Raw genomic sequence first — 16,081 nt, forward strand, 5'->3', positions numbered from 1 at the left:
GATGGTGCCAACGTTTACGTGCGGTTTGCTCCGCTCGAATTTCTCTTTAGCCATGGCAATTTTCCTATTCCTAAAGCTTTAAAAGTTCTGGGTAAATAAATGATTTGGTGCCCATGGGCAGAATTGAACTGCCGACCTCTCCCTTACCAAGGGAGTGCTCTACCCCTGAGCTACATGGGCTGATTTTTTTGGAGCGGGTGAAGGGAATCGAACCCTCACCGTAAGCTTGGAAGGCTTCTGCTCTACCATTGAGCTACACCCGCTTACTAAATTTTCTCTGCTCCAAATTCGATTGGATTTTGGTGGAGGGAGAAGGATTCGAACCTTCGAAGCTTGCGCAACAGATTTACAGTCTGCCCCCTTTGACCGCTCGGGAATCCCTCCAAAAAGAGAAATGTAATATTAAAGACTTCTCAAAATCCCGTCAAGACGATTTTTATATTTTTTTATTAATCAACTTTAACACGATAATTTATATAAATAAATTCATTTTTCTGCAATAATCCGTTCATATTTCACCCTCAGTTCCTCTGGACTTTCGGGGTTTTCTTCATCAATTAGAATGCAATCTACCGGACACACTTGCTGGCACTGCGGTTCATCGTAGTGGCCGACGCATTGCGTACAGAGATTCGGGTTGATTTCATAAATTTCTTCACCCTGCGAGATGGCGTCATTGGGACACTCCGGCTCGCAGACATCACAGTTAATGCACTCATCCGTAATAAAGAGCGACATTTTTATTTCCTTTAAAATATTGCGTTCAAAACCGGATACTGATTATAGCATAAACTGCTTTAAAACCATTACCTTCTGCTGAAACCAAAGAGCCAGAAACCCTTATATTTGCCCAACGAAGGTAACTTTCCACCTTCAATTTCCAAAGAAACGCCCCATCAGTGATTGACCCTATGGTTGCTTTTGCGCGACGTATACCCTAAACCACACCATGCTCCGCCGGCATCGACCGATAAGCTGCCACTTTTATGAGTCCTTCTTTTGCACTTGTATTGTAAATTCAAGGCCTTAAAATCGGTAGTTGTATTGCAAACCCACGATATGGGCATGGCTTTTATAGCTTGCAGATGATGAAATATTGCTGTCAACAGTGGTTACTTGTGCACCAGACGGCCTGCCTTGTATAACGGCATCGCCTTTTTGAATATACACATAACTGTATGCTGCATTCAGCGTATGTTTTTTTCTGATGTCGTATTTTGCTCCCAACGAATACCAGATACGGTTATTATCGGGCATGGTAACAAGGCGCTCATTGGCACCGCGCACAGGCGACTGATCATAAGCCATACCAAAACGCAATTGCAGCGGTTTACTGGCTTGATATGCCGCTCCGAGTGATACTTTATAAGTATCGCGCCAATTAGGTTCGATAACGGTTTGATTGGATGGACTGCCACTGACAGTGCGCTTGGCGTTTTCAAACTGCAGTTCGGCACGATTGAAGCGAGAATGGCGCGTCCATGCTACATCGCCAAACAAATCCCACTGTTCGCCCACCCGGTACATACCGTGCACCGACAACGATTCAGGTGTAGTGATTTTCAGACTGGCTTTTTCATGCGGTACATAACCGGTACCGCCGTTTTCCAATGTTTGGCCGATACGGGCGGCATACAGACGTTGCGCTACAGTCCCCTGCGCCGTCCAATCTGCCGATCCTTCCAGATTATGCTTGATACGCGAACGGTAGTTTACTCCTATGCGGGTACGCTCGTTAATATCCCACATCCATGCCAAGTGATAACCGAAACCCCAGTCTTTGCCTTTAACTTCGGCATAACCGTCCATGCTGCCGGCACCGGCAGGGTCAGGATTAAGAGCAGTTTGCCGTACCGATGCCGCCCAATCGGCATATTTCCGCAAGCCGGCCGAACTGTATTGGGCAACAGGACCTGCTGCAACCGAGTGTTTTTCGTTTAATTTGAACGCCACGGCAGGCTCTACTGCCACGGTAGTCAATTCGGTTTTATTCAGATTGTAGCGCAGGGCAGAATCGTGGGCATATTCGGTTTTAGAGCCGAACGGCACATAAACACCCAATCCGACGGCCACATCGTCGTTCACTTTGTAGGCGCCATAGATATGTGGGGCAAACACCAAACCTTTAGCGATTTTACCGCTGCCGCTGCTGTTGTTTACATCGGCACCACCGTTATACACGGCTTGGCCCTCACTGTATTTCACATTAGGAGAAACTAGGTTTAAGGAAGCTGAAATTTCGGAACTTTCCAGCTTAATCAAGCCGGCAGGGTTGTAAAACAGAGTTGACGCATCGGCAGCTTCTGCGGCAGCAGCGTTGGCGGTGTTTTGCGCCGAGACGGACTGGGTGCCGAAATGATAGCCGGAAGCGTTTGCCTGTACAGTAAATACCGCGCCGACAATCACGGGAAGATAATGTTGAATGTGTTTCATGGCGGCAAATCAAAAAATTAATATAAAAATTTTATAAAACATAGTCATATACCATAAGAGTTTCAGTAACCGTTTTACAAAGACTGAAACAGTTTTCATATTAAAAATTAGTATAGAAGCTCAATTCTATAACATTTATTTTCATTTTATCGATCTTTTTCACAAGAGCAGCCAACTGGTCGGTATTTTTGTTGTTTTCTGCCTACCGCTACATCAAAACAAACTTAAAGGCCGTCTGAAGATTTCAGACGGCCTGTTCGGTTAAACCACATTATTATGCTTATTCGTCGGCACCTTTATCGCCTCTCCGACGCGAAAAATTGATACCCAACTGTTTCAATTTACGGTAAAGGTGGGTACGCTCCAAACCGACTTTCTGTGCCACCCGGCTCATATTGTGGCTTTCCTGCACGATATGGTATTCAAAATAACGGCGCTCCAACTCTTCGCGCAATTCACGCAACGGCATATTAAAATTGAAACCGCCCACCATCTCGGAAACCGGTGCCCGGTTCATTTTTCCGAGTACGGCACCTACTGCCTGCTCGTCCACTTCCCCGCCTTCTGCACCCAGCGCAAGGCTTTTTACCACGCCGCGCAATTGCTCGAAATTTCCGGGCCAATCGTACTGGCGCAGAATATCCAACGCGGCAGTGCTGAATCTGACCGGTGTGATTTTTTGCGTTTCGGCCAACTCACTTAAAATCTGTTCGACCAAAAACGCCATATCGTCAGGCTGGCTGCGCAACGGCGGAATCTTAATCACACAGGCAGACAGGGCTTCTTGCAGCTTACTGTCGATAACCTGATTTTCAGCCGCTCCGTTTTGCCGGCTGGAGGCGCAGATAATGCGTACATTACTGCGTTCAGCCTTGCTCAGCAAAAATGCAATGCCCTGCTGCAGGCTTTTGCTGTATTCGGAAATATCACCCAAATACAATATACCGCCTGCTGCTTTTTGCAACAGCTCCATCGGTATATCGACGATATGCTCTGTTTTCCCAGGCTCTACCCACGGGCTGCCGTTTTTCTGAAAATAACGGGCCACCAGTCCGAACGGAGATCCCCTTTCTCCGGTTAGCAGCACAGGTTTGTTTTGCTTGATTGCCGGTTCCAAGGCCTGATTGAGCTCTTGAACCGACGGGCTGTTGCCGAGTTTGTCGAGAGACAGCCCGGATGCTGCCTGCATTTCGCCGTATTTCAAGGCACGGTCGACCGTACTCAGCAGCTTCTGCAGCGCGATGGGTTTTTCGAGAAAATCCAGCGCGCCGATTCTGGTCGCCTCAACAGCAGTGTCGATGCTTGCGTGGCCGCTCATCATTACAACGGGCATGGTAAGCTGGCCATTTTTCGCCCATTCTTTCAAAAGGGTAATGCCGTCGCAATCGGGCATCCAGATGTCGAGCAGCACCATCGCCGGGCGGGTTTGGTGGCGGAGCTGGCGTGCTTCTTCTGCATTCTCGGCCAACGTAACGGTATAACCTTCGTCTTGAAGGATTTCCGAGAGCAGATCACGGATACCGATTTCGTCGTCCACAATCAAAATATCACTACTACGCATAAACTTCTACCAATCTGGGTAAAACTATTCTGACACACGCGCCACCTTCCGCCGGGTTGTTCAGGTTGATGCGGCCGCCGTGTTCTTCGATGATTTTTTTCACTACGGGCAAACCCAGGCCGGTGCCGGTGGGTTTGTCGGTTACATAAGGTTCAAACGCGTGATGCAGCATTTCTTTGCTGAAGCTTTTGCCGTTGTTGGTTACGGTGAGCACCACATGTTTGTTGTCTTCCGCCGGCTGCGTGCAAACGCGGACGGCCGGCATGCTTTCTTCTTCGGCCGCTTCAGCCGCGTTTTTGAAAATATTGTGCAGCACCTGCCGCATGGCGGTGGTGTCAGCGGCAATGAAAAGGGCTATATTACTTAAATCGGTCGTGAATGTACACTTACTGCCTTCATATAAAAATAAAACTTCTTCAATAATCTGGTTCAAATCAAGCCGTTCGAGCTTGAGCGAGGGCGCGCGCGCGTAATTGCGGAAGGCTTCCACCATTTCTTTCAAAGCCGCCACCTGCTTGATAATCGTGTCGGTGGACCGTGTGAGAATCTGGGCGTCTTGTTCGCCGAGCTTATCATGCAATTTCCATGCCAATCTTTCGGCGGAAAGTTGGATAGGAGTGAGCGGGTTGCGGATTTCGTGCGCCAGGCGCTTGGCCACCTCTCCCCAGGCCGCTTCTTTCTGCGCCCGCACCAGCATGGTGATGTCGTCAAACACCATCACGATGCCGTTATCGTTGTCGTCGGGCAGAATAGTGGCTTTCGCCAGCAGAATCCGTGCTTCGTCGGGCGCGGCATAACCGAGCTGTACGGCTTTATCGACCGGGGCGGTTTCCACGATGGAAGCAAACGTTTCTGCCAGAACGGCATGCTGAGGCGACTGCTTCGCCCAATCATGCCAATTGGTGCCCGCCAAATCTTTCAATGAAACACCGAGTATATGTTCCGCACTTTCGTTATAGGCTTTCAGACGGCCTGTATCTTCTATAGTTACCACACCCGTGGTCAGACTGGCCAATACACACTCAAGATAATGGCGGGCGGCTTCCTGCTGTAAGCGGTTGCGCTCGCTCGCCTCTTGGGCAATGCTCAGCTGTTCCGTCATGTGGTTGAACAGGTGTGTGAGCCTGCCGAACTCATCATTGCGGAAAATGGGGCGCTTCTGCGAAAAATCCCCCTGCGCCACAGCGCGTGCACCTTCCGCCAGCGACAATACCGGTTCGACAAAACGGCGGGCAAAATACAGCGCCATTACCAAAGCCAACATAATCGCCAGCAAGGTGGCCACCAGCAAAGTTACCAGAAAAAACGTTTGCAGACCTTGTTTGGCATAAGTCAGCTCGGCATATTTGGCACGCGCCGCTTCAATCAAAGTGGCGTCCTGCGCCACGTTTTCGGGAATGGCCTGGCGAAAAAACAGCGCATTACTGCCGCCGTTACCTGCATTCACCGCCAACCAGCCCTGCGCATACAGCACGCCGCCGAAATTTTCAATGCTGCGCGCCGAACCCGATGTTTCCAGCAAATCGCGGGTAATATTGTCCAAAACCGGCGTCGGCAGTTTTCCGGGATTGCGCACTACATCAACCGTCTGCGTATGCAGGTTGTAAACTGCAAGCTGGCTGAACTGCTGCGTATCGGGAGCCCCCTCCAATGCACGGTTCAGGTTGCGCCCTAACGACTCGGCACTGATTAAATCTATCTGCAACGGAGTGGCATTGCGCACACTGTTGTCCAAAGCCAGGTTCAGCGCCGATTTGCTTAAGTTCAAACCCCGCTCGAGTGCGTCATGGGTATCGTTGCCGAACCATGAGTTGATGCTGTTGGAAATAAACTGGGCCGACACGCCGAACAAAAACAAACCCGGCAACACAGCCACCAATGTAAACATGCCAGCCAGACGGCGGGCAATTTGAGATCCGAACACACCGCGCCGCACATCGCGCATCAGCAGGCGGACATAGCGCACCAGCACGGCCAGCAACACGGCCACCAGCACGCTGCTGGCAGCGATAATCGGCCAGAAATAGTCGCCTAAAATACTGTCGTTATCCGTGGCCAGCGTGAGGCTATAGAGTGAAACGAATGCAAGCACGCCGGCAATAAACAGAAAATACCGCATAGTTTATTCCTGCGAGATATTAAGCGGCTGCCAACCGGAATCAAGCTGCCAGCTTTTCGACGTGAGTGCGTTGATTTGAAATGGTTTGGGCAGTTGCGACGTGCTCAGCGCCAAGCGGATTTCAGCTTTGGTTTCTGTTGCTTTCACGCCGCTGAGCGCCCCACTGCCCAACACCCGCCAGTTGGCCACCGCGCCTACGCCGCGCAGGGCGGTTTCCAAGCTGTTGTATTCGGTAGAAAACGTGCCGACGGCAACGCGGTAGCGGTTAGTCAGCGGATGGTAGGAGAGTTTGTATTGAATCGAGTTGTCGCTGCCCACCAGCTGGCCGAGCTTGAAGCGGTAGGCTGCTATCGTAGGGGCGGAAAGCTGGTAGTTGAGGGTAAACGTGAGTGGTACGCCTTGGTTGAGCGCCTGCTTGAGCTGGTCGGGCAAGTCGGTTTTGAAGCGGCTGCTCACCAGCATCTGCCCGGACGCGGTAAGTGCGGCCTGCATACGGGTCGCGCTGATGCCTTCTGCGGCCGTCTGAAAAGACACGGCCAGCAGAACGGGCAGCAACAGTAGTTTACTGTTTTTGAATAAGCGCGTAATAAAAGCCATCTTGTTGTTTGTTGGGTAAAAGCACTCGCGATTGCACACATTCGGCATCGGCATGGCGTTTAAGGAATTTTCGCAGCTGCTGTTCGTTTTCTTCAACGAAAACCGAACAGGTGGCCAAAAGCATCCTGCCGTTTTTCGTCAGGGTCTGCCACAGTGCGTCGAGCAGTTTTTCCTGCTGGCGCGCGGTTTTGGCGGCATCGCCGGGGCGGCGCAGCCATTTGATGTCGGGGTTGCGCCGCACCACGCCGGAGGCGGTGCAGGGAACGTCGGCCAATACGGCATCAAAAGGCCTGCCGTCATACCATGCGTTTAAATCCTGCGCGTCGGCGCATTTTAAAGAGGCCGTCTGAAAACCCAGCCTGTTCAGATTATCCGCCACTCTTTTCAGACGGCCTGCATCTATATCTAAGGCGGTAACTTCGCAATCAGCCAGTTCCAATATGTGGCCGGTTTTGCCGCCGGGCGCGGCGCAGGCATCCAAAATACGTTCGCCGTTCTGCGGGTTCAAAATATAGGCCGCCTGTTGTGCACCGAAATCCTGCACCGATACAAGGCCGTCTGAAAAACCGGGCAAACGGGCAACCGGCACGGCTTCTTCAAGCATTACGGCGTAATCGTCCAACACTTTTCCCGCCATACCCGCCTGCGCCAGCGCGACCACATAATCTTCGGCATTACTGCGGCGGCGGTTGACGCGCAAAACCATCGGCGGGTGCAGCTGCCAAGTGGCGGCCATATTGTGCCAATGCTTGGGATAGTGGTTTTGCAGATACCGTATCCACCACTCGGGCAGATTGCATTTCGCAACATCGTTGTGTTTGCAGGCTGCCGCCAGTTTGTCGCGCTCGCGCAAAAAACGGCGCAGGATGGCATTGGCGAAAGAACGGTATTGCCCTTTGCCGATTTTAGCGATTTCTTCCACCGCTTCGTTTACCACGGCATGGGGTGCGTTGCGGGTGTAGTGCAGCTGGTAGAGCGCCGCCAGCAGCAGGCTTTCGAGCTGCGGGTTGGTAATCGGCTTGGCGATCATTTTGCCGAGCATGAATTTCAGACTGCCGTTATAGCGCTGACAACCATAGGCGATATCTTGCAAAGCGCCGCTTTCCTGCGGGCTCAAATCGGGACACCCGGCACGGATGGCTGCCAACACGTCTTGCAGGTTCTTCCCTGCCGCCACCGCCATTATGCTTTGGGCAGCGAGTTTCTGCGCCAAGGCCATGCTCACAGCTTCTCGCCTGCCGTTATGCGGTTGCCGGCAGCAAAAGCAGCGATATTCATACGCTTGCTGCCGGCGGGCTGCAATTCGGTAATTTTTAAAGCTTGGGCGCCGCAGGCCACAATCAGGCCGTCTGAACCGCAATGCAGCACTTCGCCCGCTTCTCCGCCCTGCGCCACTATTTCGGCCCGCCAGATTTTCAGGGGTTGGCCCTGATATTCAGTCCACGCGCCGGGCACGGGATTAAAAGCGCGGATTTTGCGCTCCACTGCTGCGGCCGGTTCGCTCCAAACAATTTCAGCCTCTTTTTTGCTCAATTTCTGTGCATACGTTACACCGTTTTCAGGCTGGGGTATGCTTTTCAGACGGCCTTCCTGCTGCAAACGTTGTAAATCAGCAACAATTGCCTTGGCACCGATTTCGGCCAAAGCGTCGTGCACGTTTTGGGCGGTGTCTGCCGTTTTGATGGTGTAGCGGTGCTCGCTGACCACATTGCCGGTATCCAAACCTGCGTCCATCTGCATGATGCACACACCGGTTTCGGCATCCCCTGCTTCAATCGCACGCTGTATCGGCGCCGCACCGCGCCAGCGCGGCAGTAGCGAGGCATGGATGTTCAAGCAGCCGTGTTGCGGAATATCAAGCACTGCCTGCGGCAAAATCAGGCCGTAGGCGGCCACCACCATCACATCGGCGTGTTGTTTGCGCAACAGTTCCTGCGCTTCTTCATTGCGCAGGCTCTGCGGCTGGGCAACGGTAAGGCCCAATGCTGCTGCAGCCTGCTTAACCGGACTTGCCTGCAACTGCATACCGCGCCCTTTGGGGCGGTCGGGCCGGGTTAACACCAGAGGAATCTCAAAACCCGCCGCAGCAATGGCTTTCAGGGCGGAAGCGGCAAAATCGGGGGTGCCTGCAAAAATGACTTTCATATTGATAGGTAGGCCGTCTGAAAGGTTATAGATTGTGTTTCTGACGCTTTTTCAGCTTGGTTTTGATGCGGTTCTGCTTCAGCTGCGACAAGTGCTCCACAAACACTTTCCCCATCAGGTGGTCTAGTTCGTGCTGTATGCAGATGGCCAGCAAGCCGTCGGCTTCGAGGGTGAATTTTTCGCCGTTTTCGTTGAGCGCTTCAACGGTTACACGCTCGGCACGGGTTACGGTATCGTAAATGCCCGGCACGGAAAGACAGCCTTCTTCATAAGTGGTTTCACCGTCTTTATGCGTGATAACGGGATTGATAAACACACGCGGTTCGCTTTTATCTTCGGTTAAATCCATCACCACCACCCGCTCATGCACATCAACCTGAGTGGCTGCCAAGCCGATGCCGCGCGCTTCATACATGGTTTCGAACATATCGGCCACCAGCGTTTTGATGCGCCCGTCGATTTCCACTACAGGCTTAGCAATGGTATGCAGGCGCTCGTCAGGGTATTGAAGAATGTTAAGTAATGCCATGATTTTATCTCTAATGTAAAAATATGTGTGTTTAATACTATGATAACGGCAATATTAGGTGGTAAAATATCACTCTGAATTTTACAGAAAGGGCGGCAGCGCCCGATTATTAACAGCCAATTACAGATAAATCCATTCTGATTTCAAGGGGAACCAGTCATGAAAAAACACATTATAACCCTGCTTTTCACCGCAGGTTTGGCAATTTCGGGCCAAGCGGCGGCAGCCGGGTTGAAAATCCGCCCGGATGCACCCCAGCGGTATGTCGTCAAACAAGGCGACACTTTATGGAGCATTTCAGGCAAATATCTTTACAGTCCGTGGCAGTGGAACCGCCTGTGGGGCACCAACCGCAGCACACTGCGCAACCCCCATATGATTTACCCCGGCCAAGTGTTGGTATTGCGCTACGTCAACGGCAAACCCCGTTTGGGTTTCGACAAGGCATCGTCTTACCGTGAAGGCAATATTCCCGTGGTCAAACTCGCACCCCGGGTACGCGAAGTATCATCGGGTTACGGCATCCAAACCGTCAACGTCAACTTCTACCGCATGTTTATGCAGCATCCGCAGGTTATTCCTCAGATGCAGACCCAAGACGCACCGCGCCTGATCGACGGCCCCGACAACCGTGTGCTTTATAGCAAAGGCGACCGTGTGTACGCCTACGGCATCACCGAACCCGGCCGCTATCTGGTTTACCGCGCGGTTAAAGACATCACCGATCCCGACACCAAAAAATACCTCGGCCAGGAAGTAGTGTTCAGCGGCATTGTAAGCACGCTGCCGTATACCAACAGCGCACTGGATGCCCGCAGTGAAAAAGATGCCGCACAACTTCCCGGCAACGAATACTACACCCGCCTGCATCCGCTGGTAAAAGTGCCTACGCAAACCGCTCAGCCCATGATGGTCGAAGAGGCGGTATCGGAGATTCGCAAAGGTGATTTCCTGCTGAAAATGACCGACGAAGGCGACAGTTTCCGCATGATGCCGCATGCGCCCAGCCGCCATATCAATGCCAAAGTGGTTTCGATTTTCGACGGTGTGAGCGAAGCGGGTCAGTTCCAAACCATCACGCTGAACAAAGGCGAGGCCGACGGATTGGACAAAGGAACAGTATTGAGCCTGTATAAACGCAGCCGTCAAATGAAAGTGGATCTGGAAGACGGCGGTAAAAAAGGCCGCCGCAGCGTAGTGAAATACGTATCGGTTCCCGCCGAAGAAGCCGGACTGGCCATGGTTTACCGAACCAGCGAGAACCTGGCTTCAGCCATTATTCTCGAAAGCCTGACCAGTATCAATATCGGTGATACAGCGTCGGAGCCCGGTCAAGATTTGGACAATATGGCAGACGACACTCCGCATATACCGAATGTACCGCAAGATCCGCACGATACCGAATATAACGGATACAACGTAAAAAGCAATATCAACCCCTGATAAAGCAACCGGCAGGATTCAACAAAGGCGCAATATATAAGGCCGTCTGAAAAAGCACGCAGCAAAGCGTGCTTTTTTGTTGCCGCCTTAACCACACATTCCCGCTTCTACAACACTATATGTAAATAAATCTTCAAAACGATTAACAAAACGTTACAAAAAAGATAAAATTGAAACATAAAAAAATATCACAGGCATTATTAATTCCGAATGCAAACACAACGGGTTTAAACCATGGACGATTCAGAACGATACGCCTGGATACAGCTTGCACTCACCCCTTATGTGGGTGCAGAAAGTTTTCTTGCACTGATACGGCATTACGGCTCCGCCCAGGCTGCTTTGGCAGCACCTGCCGAAACCGTGCGGAAACTGGTTTACCACAAACAGGCCGTGGCCGCGTGGGAAGGGGATAACGCGCAGGCAACGGCCGCTGCGGAAGCGGCCTTGGCATGGGAGGAACAGGAACACTGCCGGCTGATGCTGCTGAGCGACAACGACTTCCCGCAGATGCTGGCAGAAGGCATCACCCCGCCGCCATTGCTGTTTTTACGCGGCCGCAGCGAGTTGCTGCACCGCCCTGCCGTCGCCATCGTCGGCAGCCGCCACGCCACACCGCAGGCGGTGCGGATTGCCCGCGATTTCGGCCAAGCCCTGAGCGAAAAGGGGATAACCGTGGTTTCGGGCATGGCTTCCGGCATCGACACCGCAGCGCATCAGGGCGCCTTGCAGGCAAACGGCGGCACCGTCGCCGTTTGGGGAACGGGGATAGACCGCATTTATCCGCAAACGAATAAAGCGTTGGCCTATCAGATTGCCGAACAAGGTTTGGTGATTAGCGAGTTTCCGCTGGGCACCCGACCGCTGGCCGGCAATTTTCCGCGCCGCAACCGCCTGATTGCCGCCCTGTCGCAAACCGTTTTGGTGGTAGAAGCCGCGCCCGAATCCGGGTCGCTGATTACCGCCAAATTGGCCGCAGAAATGGGGCGCGAAGTGATGGCCGTTCCCGGTTCTATCGACAACCCGCACAGCAAAGGCTGCCACAAGCTGATAAAAGAAGGCGCCAAACTGGTGGAATGCTTGGACGATATCGTTCAGGAATGCCCGCAGTTATTGCAGTACACACCGCCCGAACGCCCTGCCCCGCAGACAGTTCGGAACCACACACAACACGAGGAAAACGCAGTAGCGGCCGTGTCTGCCGAACAGCCCGCCGAGCACCCGCTCCTAACGGCTTTAGGCTACAGCCCGACACACCCCGACAGCCTGGCGCAGGCCCTCAACCTGCCCGCAGCCGAAATCTATGCACAATTGCTTGAGCTCGAGCTGGAAAACCGGGTTGCCGCCTTGCCGGGCGGCCGCTACCAGCGGGTTAAATAACAAAAAACAAGGAACCATCATGGCTGATGTTATCGCCTTTTTAATCAAACACTTTTACGACTTAGACGCCTGCCCCGCTCCATCGGATCTGGGGCAGATTCTGGAAGACATCGGTTTCAGCGATTTGGAAATCAACCAAGCTCTGATGTTGCTCGAAGTGCTGGCCAACAGCCCCGAAGTTGCCGAAACCCGTTACAGCAGCAGCGCCATGCGCGTTTACCACCACGAAGAGTTGGACGCGCTGCCGCATGACGTGATCAACCTGCTCTACTTCTTAGACCGCGCCGAAGCCATCAACGGCGAACAGCGCGAATTTGTGGTGCATGCCTTGGCGCACCTGCCGGCCGAAGACATTACCGTCGATATGGCCAAAGTGCTGACCCTGCTGGTTTTGTGGGCACACAAAGCCGAACTGCCCGCACTTATCGGTGAAGAGTTGATGATGGCGCTGCACGGCAAAGCAGTTATGCACTGAATTAACTTATCCAGACACACAAGCGGCATATTGTATTGATACCGCAGCAAAACACATCGTGGGAAAACCTGCGCAGCATAATGCCGCACACTTCAAGACGGCAGGCCGCCGTGCCGAACTGCGCAACACCGTCATAAAAAACTCCGCAAAAAAGCCGTCTGAAACCTACTGCTGCAGGTTTCAGACGGCCAAGGAGGAAATAGCAGCATATAACAAAACACAGTATCAGAAATCCGCATCCGCCCCCCTGCGGTTTCCGGATTCTTGCAAAATATCAAACACCATTACCCGGAAAACCTGACATTCAAGAGCCGTTAAAACAGGCCGGCTTTATATTTTTAAAATTTTAAATATAAAGGATCAACATGTTACGCGTTTTACCGACCTATATCATCTGCGCATCGACCATTTCGGCGATGCTGACCCTGTTTGCCATTTCCACCCATATCGGCAGCTGGCTTGCCCGCATCACCCTGTTTTTCCTGCCCGAGCACCCACAGATTGCAACGGAAAATGCAGGCAGCCCGGCCATGCTTTACGGTATGCTGTCTGCCCACTTTTTATGGGGTCTGGCCGCCGTTTACCTGTTCAGAAACGGGTTCGGGATACGCAGAAAGCCGACCGAAACTGAAAAATAGTTTTGACAAGCTTTCAGGGTGCATCATATAAATAATAATAGGCGGGCTTCAAAAAGGACGAACAGCCTGCAAACAGGCCTTGCCGTTGCTGCTTAAGGGCGGCCGCAAAACACCTTGATCCGGACATTCAGACGGCTCTGTATCCGTGCAGGCCGTCTGAAAGCATAAAACCCGTACACCGTATCCGGCAACATTCAGGAAAAACCGACTATGGCAAAAAACCTATTGATTGTGGAATCACCCTCCAAAGCCAAAACGCTGAAAAAATACCTCGGCAGCGAGTTTGAAATTCTCGCCTCCTACGGCCATGTGCGCGATTTGGTGCCGAAAAACGGCGCGGTCGACCCCGACAACCGCTTCGCCATGAAATACGAGCTGGTTGCCCGCAATGCCAAACACGTCGATGCCATCGTCGCCGCCGCCAAAGAAGCCGAGAACCTCTATCTGGCCACCGACCCGGATAGGGAAGGCGAAGCCATTTCATGGCATTTGCAGGAAATCCTCAAAACCAAACGCGGCTTGAAAAACATCAATCCGCAACGCGTGGTGTTTCACGAAATCACCAAAAATGCCGTGCTCGAAGCCATCGCCCACCCCCGAGGTATCGAAACCACCCTGGTCGATGCCCAGCAGGCGCGCCGTGCGCTCGATTACCTGGTCGGCTTCAACCTCTCTCCGCTGTTGTGGAAAAAAATCCGCCGCGGCCTTTCGGCCGGCCGTGTGCAAAGCCCTGCCCTGCGCCTGATTTGCGAGCGCGAAAACGAAATCCGCGCCTTTGAAGCGCAGGAATACTGGACGCTGCACCTCGACAGCCACAAAGGCCGCAGCAAATTCACCGCCAAACTGGTGCAATACAAAGGCGAAAAACTCGAGCAATTCTCCCTGCCGTCTGAAACCGCACAGGCCGAGGTGCTGGCCGCCTTGCAGGGCAAAGACGCGCACGTTGCCGCCATCGAAAAGAAAAAACGCAGCCGCAACCCCGCCGCCCCGTTCACCACCTCCACCATGCAGCAAGACGCCGTACGCAAACTCGGCATGACCACCGACCGCACCATGCGCACCGCCCAACAGCTCTACGAGGGCATTGATGTCGGCCAAGGCGCCATCGGCCTGATTACCTATATGCGTACCGACAGCGTTACCCTGTCGGACGAAGCGCTCACCGAAATCCGCCACTACATCGAAAACAAAATCGGCAAAGACTATCTGCCTTCTGCGGCCAAACAATACAAAACCAAATCCAAAAACGCCCAAGAAGCGCACGAAGCCATCCGCCCTACCTCGGTATACCGCACACCCGAGAGCGTGAAGCCGTTTCTCTCCGCCGACCAGTTCAAACTCTACCAAATGATCTGGCAGCGCACCGTCGCCTGCCAGATGGCGCCCGCCAAATTCGACCAAACCACCGTCGATATCGCCGTGGGCGACGGCATTTTCCGCGTAACCGGCCAAGTGCAAACCTTCGCCGGCTTCCTGTGCGTGTATGAAGAAAGCACCGACGACGAAGACGAAGGCGAAGAAAACAAAAAGCTGCCCGAAATGGCCGAAGGCGAAGCCCTGCCCGTCGACAACATTTACGGCGAACAACACTTCACCACACCGCCTCCCCGCTTCAACGAAGCCACCTTGGTTAAAGCGCTCGAAGAATACGGCATCGGCCGCCCTTCCACCTACGCCAGCATCATTTCCACGCTCAAAGACCGCGAATACGTTACCCTTGAGCAAAAACGCTTCATGCCCACCGACACCGGCGAAATCGTCAACAAATTCCTCACCGAACACTTCGCCCAATACGTCGACTACCACTTCACCGCCAAGCTCGAAGACCAGCTCGACGAAATCGCCAACGGCAAACGCGAGTGGGTGCCGGTGATGGACAAATTCTGGAAAGGCTTCAGCAAACAGGTGGAAGAAAAAGAAGGCATCGAACGCGCCAAATTCACCACCCAAGAGCTTGACGAAACCTGCCCCAAATGCGGCAGCCACAAACTGCAAATCAAGTTCGGCCGCAACGGCCGCTTCGTTGCCTGCGCCGGCTACCCAGAATGCAGCTACACCCGCAACGTTAACGAAACCGCCGAAGAAGCCGCCGAACGCACCGCGCAGGAAGCCGCCGAACAGGCCGAACTCAAAGGCCGCCAATGCCCCAAATGCGGCGGGCAGCTGGTTTACAAATACAGCCGCACCGGCAGCAAGTTTATCGGTTGTGCCAACTACCCCAAATGCAAACACATCGAACCGCTGGAAAAACCCAAAGACACCGGCGTCGAATGCCCGCAATGCAAAAAAGGGCATCTGGTGGAGCGCAAATCGCGCTACGGCAAACTGTTTTACAGTTGCAGCACCTACCCCGACTGCAACTATGCCACCTGGAACCCGCCCGTGGCCGAAACCTGCCCAAAATGCCAATGGCCGGTGTTAACCGTCAAAACCACCAAACGCTGGGGCGTAGAAAAAGTCTGCCCGCAGAAAGAATGCGGCTGGAAAGAGCAAATCGAGCCGCCCGCACCGAAAGGAAGTGCGGCTGAAGAATAATCCTGCATCAAAAGGCCGTCTGAAAATCAAAAATTTTCGGTTTAAGGGATTTTGGCTTGTTACCAACCCAAGCATCCCTTAAACCGAAAAATCCCAAGATGCAGAGGCAGATAACCTGTTTGGTTGCTATAACGAATTACTTCGATACAAGGCTGCACGCCGCAGGCAGTATGAGACCTTTGCAAAATACCTAAAACCCCATCCAAACGGTTACCCGAACAATCAA

At 52.9% G+C, this 16,081-nt stretch carries 13 protein-coding genes and 3 tRNA genes; 5 read left to right on the forward strand and 11 right to left on the reverse strand.

The genetic code is table 11. The features are described 5' to 3' along the window. Positions 1 to 105: 105 nt before the first annotated feature. The 11 genes from Q3970_RS09965 to def all read right to left on the reverse strand — a co-directional run bounded on the left by Q3970_RS09965 (position 106) and on the right by def (position 9,384). Positions 106 to 180, reverse strand: a tRNA-Thr gene (locus Q3970_RS09965). A gap of 9 nt (positions 181 to 189) precedes the next feature. After that, positions 190 to 263 (reverse strand) — tRNA-Gly (locus tag Q3970_RS09970). 37 nt (positions 264 to 300) lie between these two features. Next, positions 301 to 384: transfer RNA gene (locus Q3970_RS09975), tRNA-Tyr, on the reverse strand. Between the two features lie 102 nt (positions 385 to 486). After that, complete coding sequence (locus tag Q3970_RS09980; protein ID WP_303100424.1) at positions 487 to 738, reverse strand: YfhL family 4Fe-4S dicluster ferredoxin; 252 nt, start codon at positions 736 to 738, stop codon at positions 487 to 489. Positions 739 to 1,026: 288 nt separating this feature from the next. After that, the gene (locus Q3970_RS09985) at positions 1,027 to 2,433 is read right to left on the reverse strand and encodes an OmpP1/FadL family transporter (RefSeq protein ID WP_303100425.1); all 1,407 of its coding nucleotides are present in this window, start codon (positions 2,431 to 2,433) and stop codon (positions 1,027 to 1,029) included. A 280-nt stretch (positions 2,434 to 2,713) separates the two neighbouring features. After that, positions 2,714 to 3,994: a sigma-54 dependent transcriptional regulator gene (locus Q3970_RS09990; RefSeq protein WP_303100426.1), complete on the reverse strand. Its 1,281-nt coding sequence runs from the start codon at positions 3,992 to 3,994 to the stop codon at positions 2,714 to 2,716. Beyond that, a complete protein-coding gene (locus Q3970_RS09995) occupies positions 3,987 to 6,113 on the reverse strand; it encodes a PAS domain-containing sensor histidine kinase (RefSeq protein WP_303100427.1) in 2,127 nt (708 codons plus the stop codon). Before Q3970_RS09995 ends, Q3970_RS09990 begins: the two co-directional genes overlap by 8 nt. Positions 6,114 to 6,116: 3 nt before the next feature. After that, positions 6,117 to 6,710 carry a DUF4390 domain-containing protein gene (locus Q3970_RS10000; RefSeq protein WP_303100428.1) on the reverse strand — a complete coding sequence of 198 codons (594 nt, stop codon included), beginning with the start codon at positions 6,708 to 6,710 and terminating at the stop codon, positions 6,117 to 6,119. Then, positions 6,676 to 7,935: a 16S rRNA (cytosine(967)-C(5))-methyltransferase RsmB gene (rsmB, locus tag Q3970_RS10005; RefSeq protein ID WP_303100429.1), complete on the reverse strand. Its 1,260-nt coding sequence runs from the start codon at positions 7,933 to 7,935 to the stop codon at positions 6,676 to 6,678. Before rsmB ends, Q3970_RS10000 begins: the two co-directional genes overlap by 35 nt. Further along, positions 7,932 to 8,855, reverse strand: coding sequence for a methionyl-tRNA formyltransferase (gene fmt / locus Q3970_RS10010; RefSeq protein WP_303100430.1), 924 nt, complete (start codon positions 8,853 to 8,855; stop codon positions 7,932 to 7,934). The genes rsmB and fmt overlap by 4 nt, the downstream gene beginning before the upstream one ends. 25 nt (positions 8,856 to 8,880) lie before the next feature. Further along, on the reverse strand, positions 8,881 to 9,384 hold the full coding sequence (gene def / locus Q3970_RS10015; protein WP_303100431.1) for a peptide deformylase: 504 nt from the start codon (positions 9,382 to 9,384) through the stop codon (positions 8,881 to 8,883). A 159-nt stretch (positions 9,385 to 9,543) separates the two neighbouring features. Here def and Q3970_RS10020 point away from each other — a divergent pair, with 159 nt between their 5' ends. From Q3970_RS10020 to topA, 5 genes are all read left to right on the forward strand, one after another. After that, the gene (locus Q3970_RS10020) at positions 9,544 to 10,827 is read left to right on the forward strand and encodes a LysM peptidoglycan-binding domain-containing protein (RefSeq protein ID WP_303100432.1); all 1,284 of its coding nucleotides are present in this window, start codon (positions 9,544 to 9,546) and stop codon (positions 10,825 to 10,827) included. 234 nt (positions 10,828 to 11,061) lie between these two features. Then, positions 11,062 to 12,207: a DNA-processing protein DprA gene (gene dprA, locus Q3970_RS10025; RefSeq protein ID WP_303100433.1), complete on the forward strand. Its 1,146-nt coding sequence runs from the start codon at positions 11,062 to 11,064 to the stop codon at positions 12,205 to 12,207. Positions 12,208 to 12,226: 19 nt separating this feature from the next. Continuing rightward, the gene (locus tag Q3970_RS10030; RefSeq protein WP_303100434.1) at positions 12,227 to 12,682 is read left to right on the forward strand and encodes a DUF494 domain-containing protein; all 456 of its coding nucleotides are present in this window, start codon (positions 12,227 to 12,229) and stop codon (positions 12,680 to 12,682) included. A gap of 365 nt (positions 12,683 to 13,047) precedes the next feature. After that, positions 13,048 to 13,320: a hypothetical protein gene (locus tag Q3970_RS10035; RefSeq protein ID WP_303100435.1), complete on the forward strand. Its 273-nt coding sequence runs from the start codon at positions 13,048 to 13,050 to the stop codon at positions 13,318 to 13,320. A gap of 210 nt (positions 13,321 to 13,530) precedes the next feature. Beyond that, positions 13,531 to 15,855, forward strand: a complete 2,325-nt coding sequence (topA, locus tag Q3970_RS10040; RefSeq protein WP_303100436.1) for a type I DNA topoisomerase — start codon at positions 13,531 to 13,533, stop codon at positions 15,853 to 15,855. The last annotated feature ends 226 nt before the right edge of the window (positions 15,856 to 16,081 follow it).

This window comes from Neisseria sp. (genome assembly GCF_030530745.1).
GTDB lineage: Bacteria > Pseudomonadota > Gammaproteobacteria > Burkholderiales > Neisseriaceae > Neisseria.

What these genes read in the sequence shown, in the direction of transcription:
- Q3970_RS09980 (WP_303100424.1), bottom strand. Translation starts at nt 738, where the DNA reads ATGTCGCTCTTTATTACGGATGAGTGCATTAACTGTGATGTCTGCGAG.
- Q3970_RS09985 (WP_303100425.1), bottom strand. Translation starts at nt 2,433, where the DNA reads ATGAAACACATTCAACATTATCTTCCCGTGATTGTCGGCGCGGTATTT.
- Q3970_RS09990 (WP_303100426.1), bottom strand. Translation starts at nt 3,994, where the DNA reads ATGCGTAGTAGTGATATTTTGATTGTGGACGACGAAATCGGTATCCGT.
- Q3970_RS09995 (WP_303100427.1), bottom strand. Translation starts at nt 6,113, where the DNA reads ATGCGGTATTTTCTGTTTATTGCCGGCGTGCTTGCATTCGTTTCACTC.
- Q3970_RS10000 (WP_303100428.1), bottom strand. Translation starts at nt 6,710, where the DNA reads ATGGCTTTTATTACGCGCTTATTCAAAAACAGTAAACTACTGTTGCTG.
- fmt (WP_303100430.1), bottom strand. Translation starts at nt 8,855, where the DNA reads ATGAAAGTCATTTTTGCAGGCACCCCCGATTTTGCCGCTTCCGCCCTG.
- def (WP_303100431.1), bottom strand. Translation starts at nt 9,384, where the DNA reads ATGGCATTACTTAACATTCTTCAATACCCTGACGAGCGCCTGCATACC.
- Q3970_RS10020 (WP_303100432.1), top strand. Translation starts at nt 9,544, where the DNA reads ATGAAAAAACACATTATAACCCTGCTTTTCACCGCAGGTTTGGCAATT.
- dprA (WP_303100433.1), top strand. Translation starts at nt 11,062, where the DNA reads ATGGACGATTCAGAACGATACGCCTGGATACAGCTTGCACTCACCCCT.
- Q3970_RS10030 (WP_303100434.1), top strand. Translation starts at nt 12,227, where the DNA reads ATGGCTGATGTTATCGCCTTTTTAATCAAACACTTTTACGACTTAGAC.
- Q3970_RS10035 (WP_303100435.1), top strand. Translation starts at nt 13,048, where the DNA reads ATGTTACGCGTTTTACCGACCTATATCATCTGCGCATCGACCATTTCG.
- topA (WP_303100436.1), top strand. Translation starts at nt 13,531, where the DNA reads ATGGCAAAAAACCTATTGATTGTGGAATCACCCTCCAAAGCCAAAACG.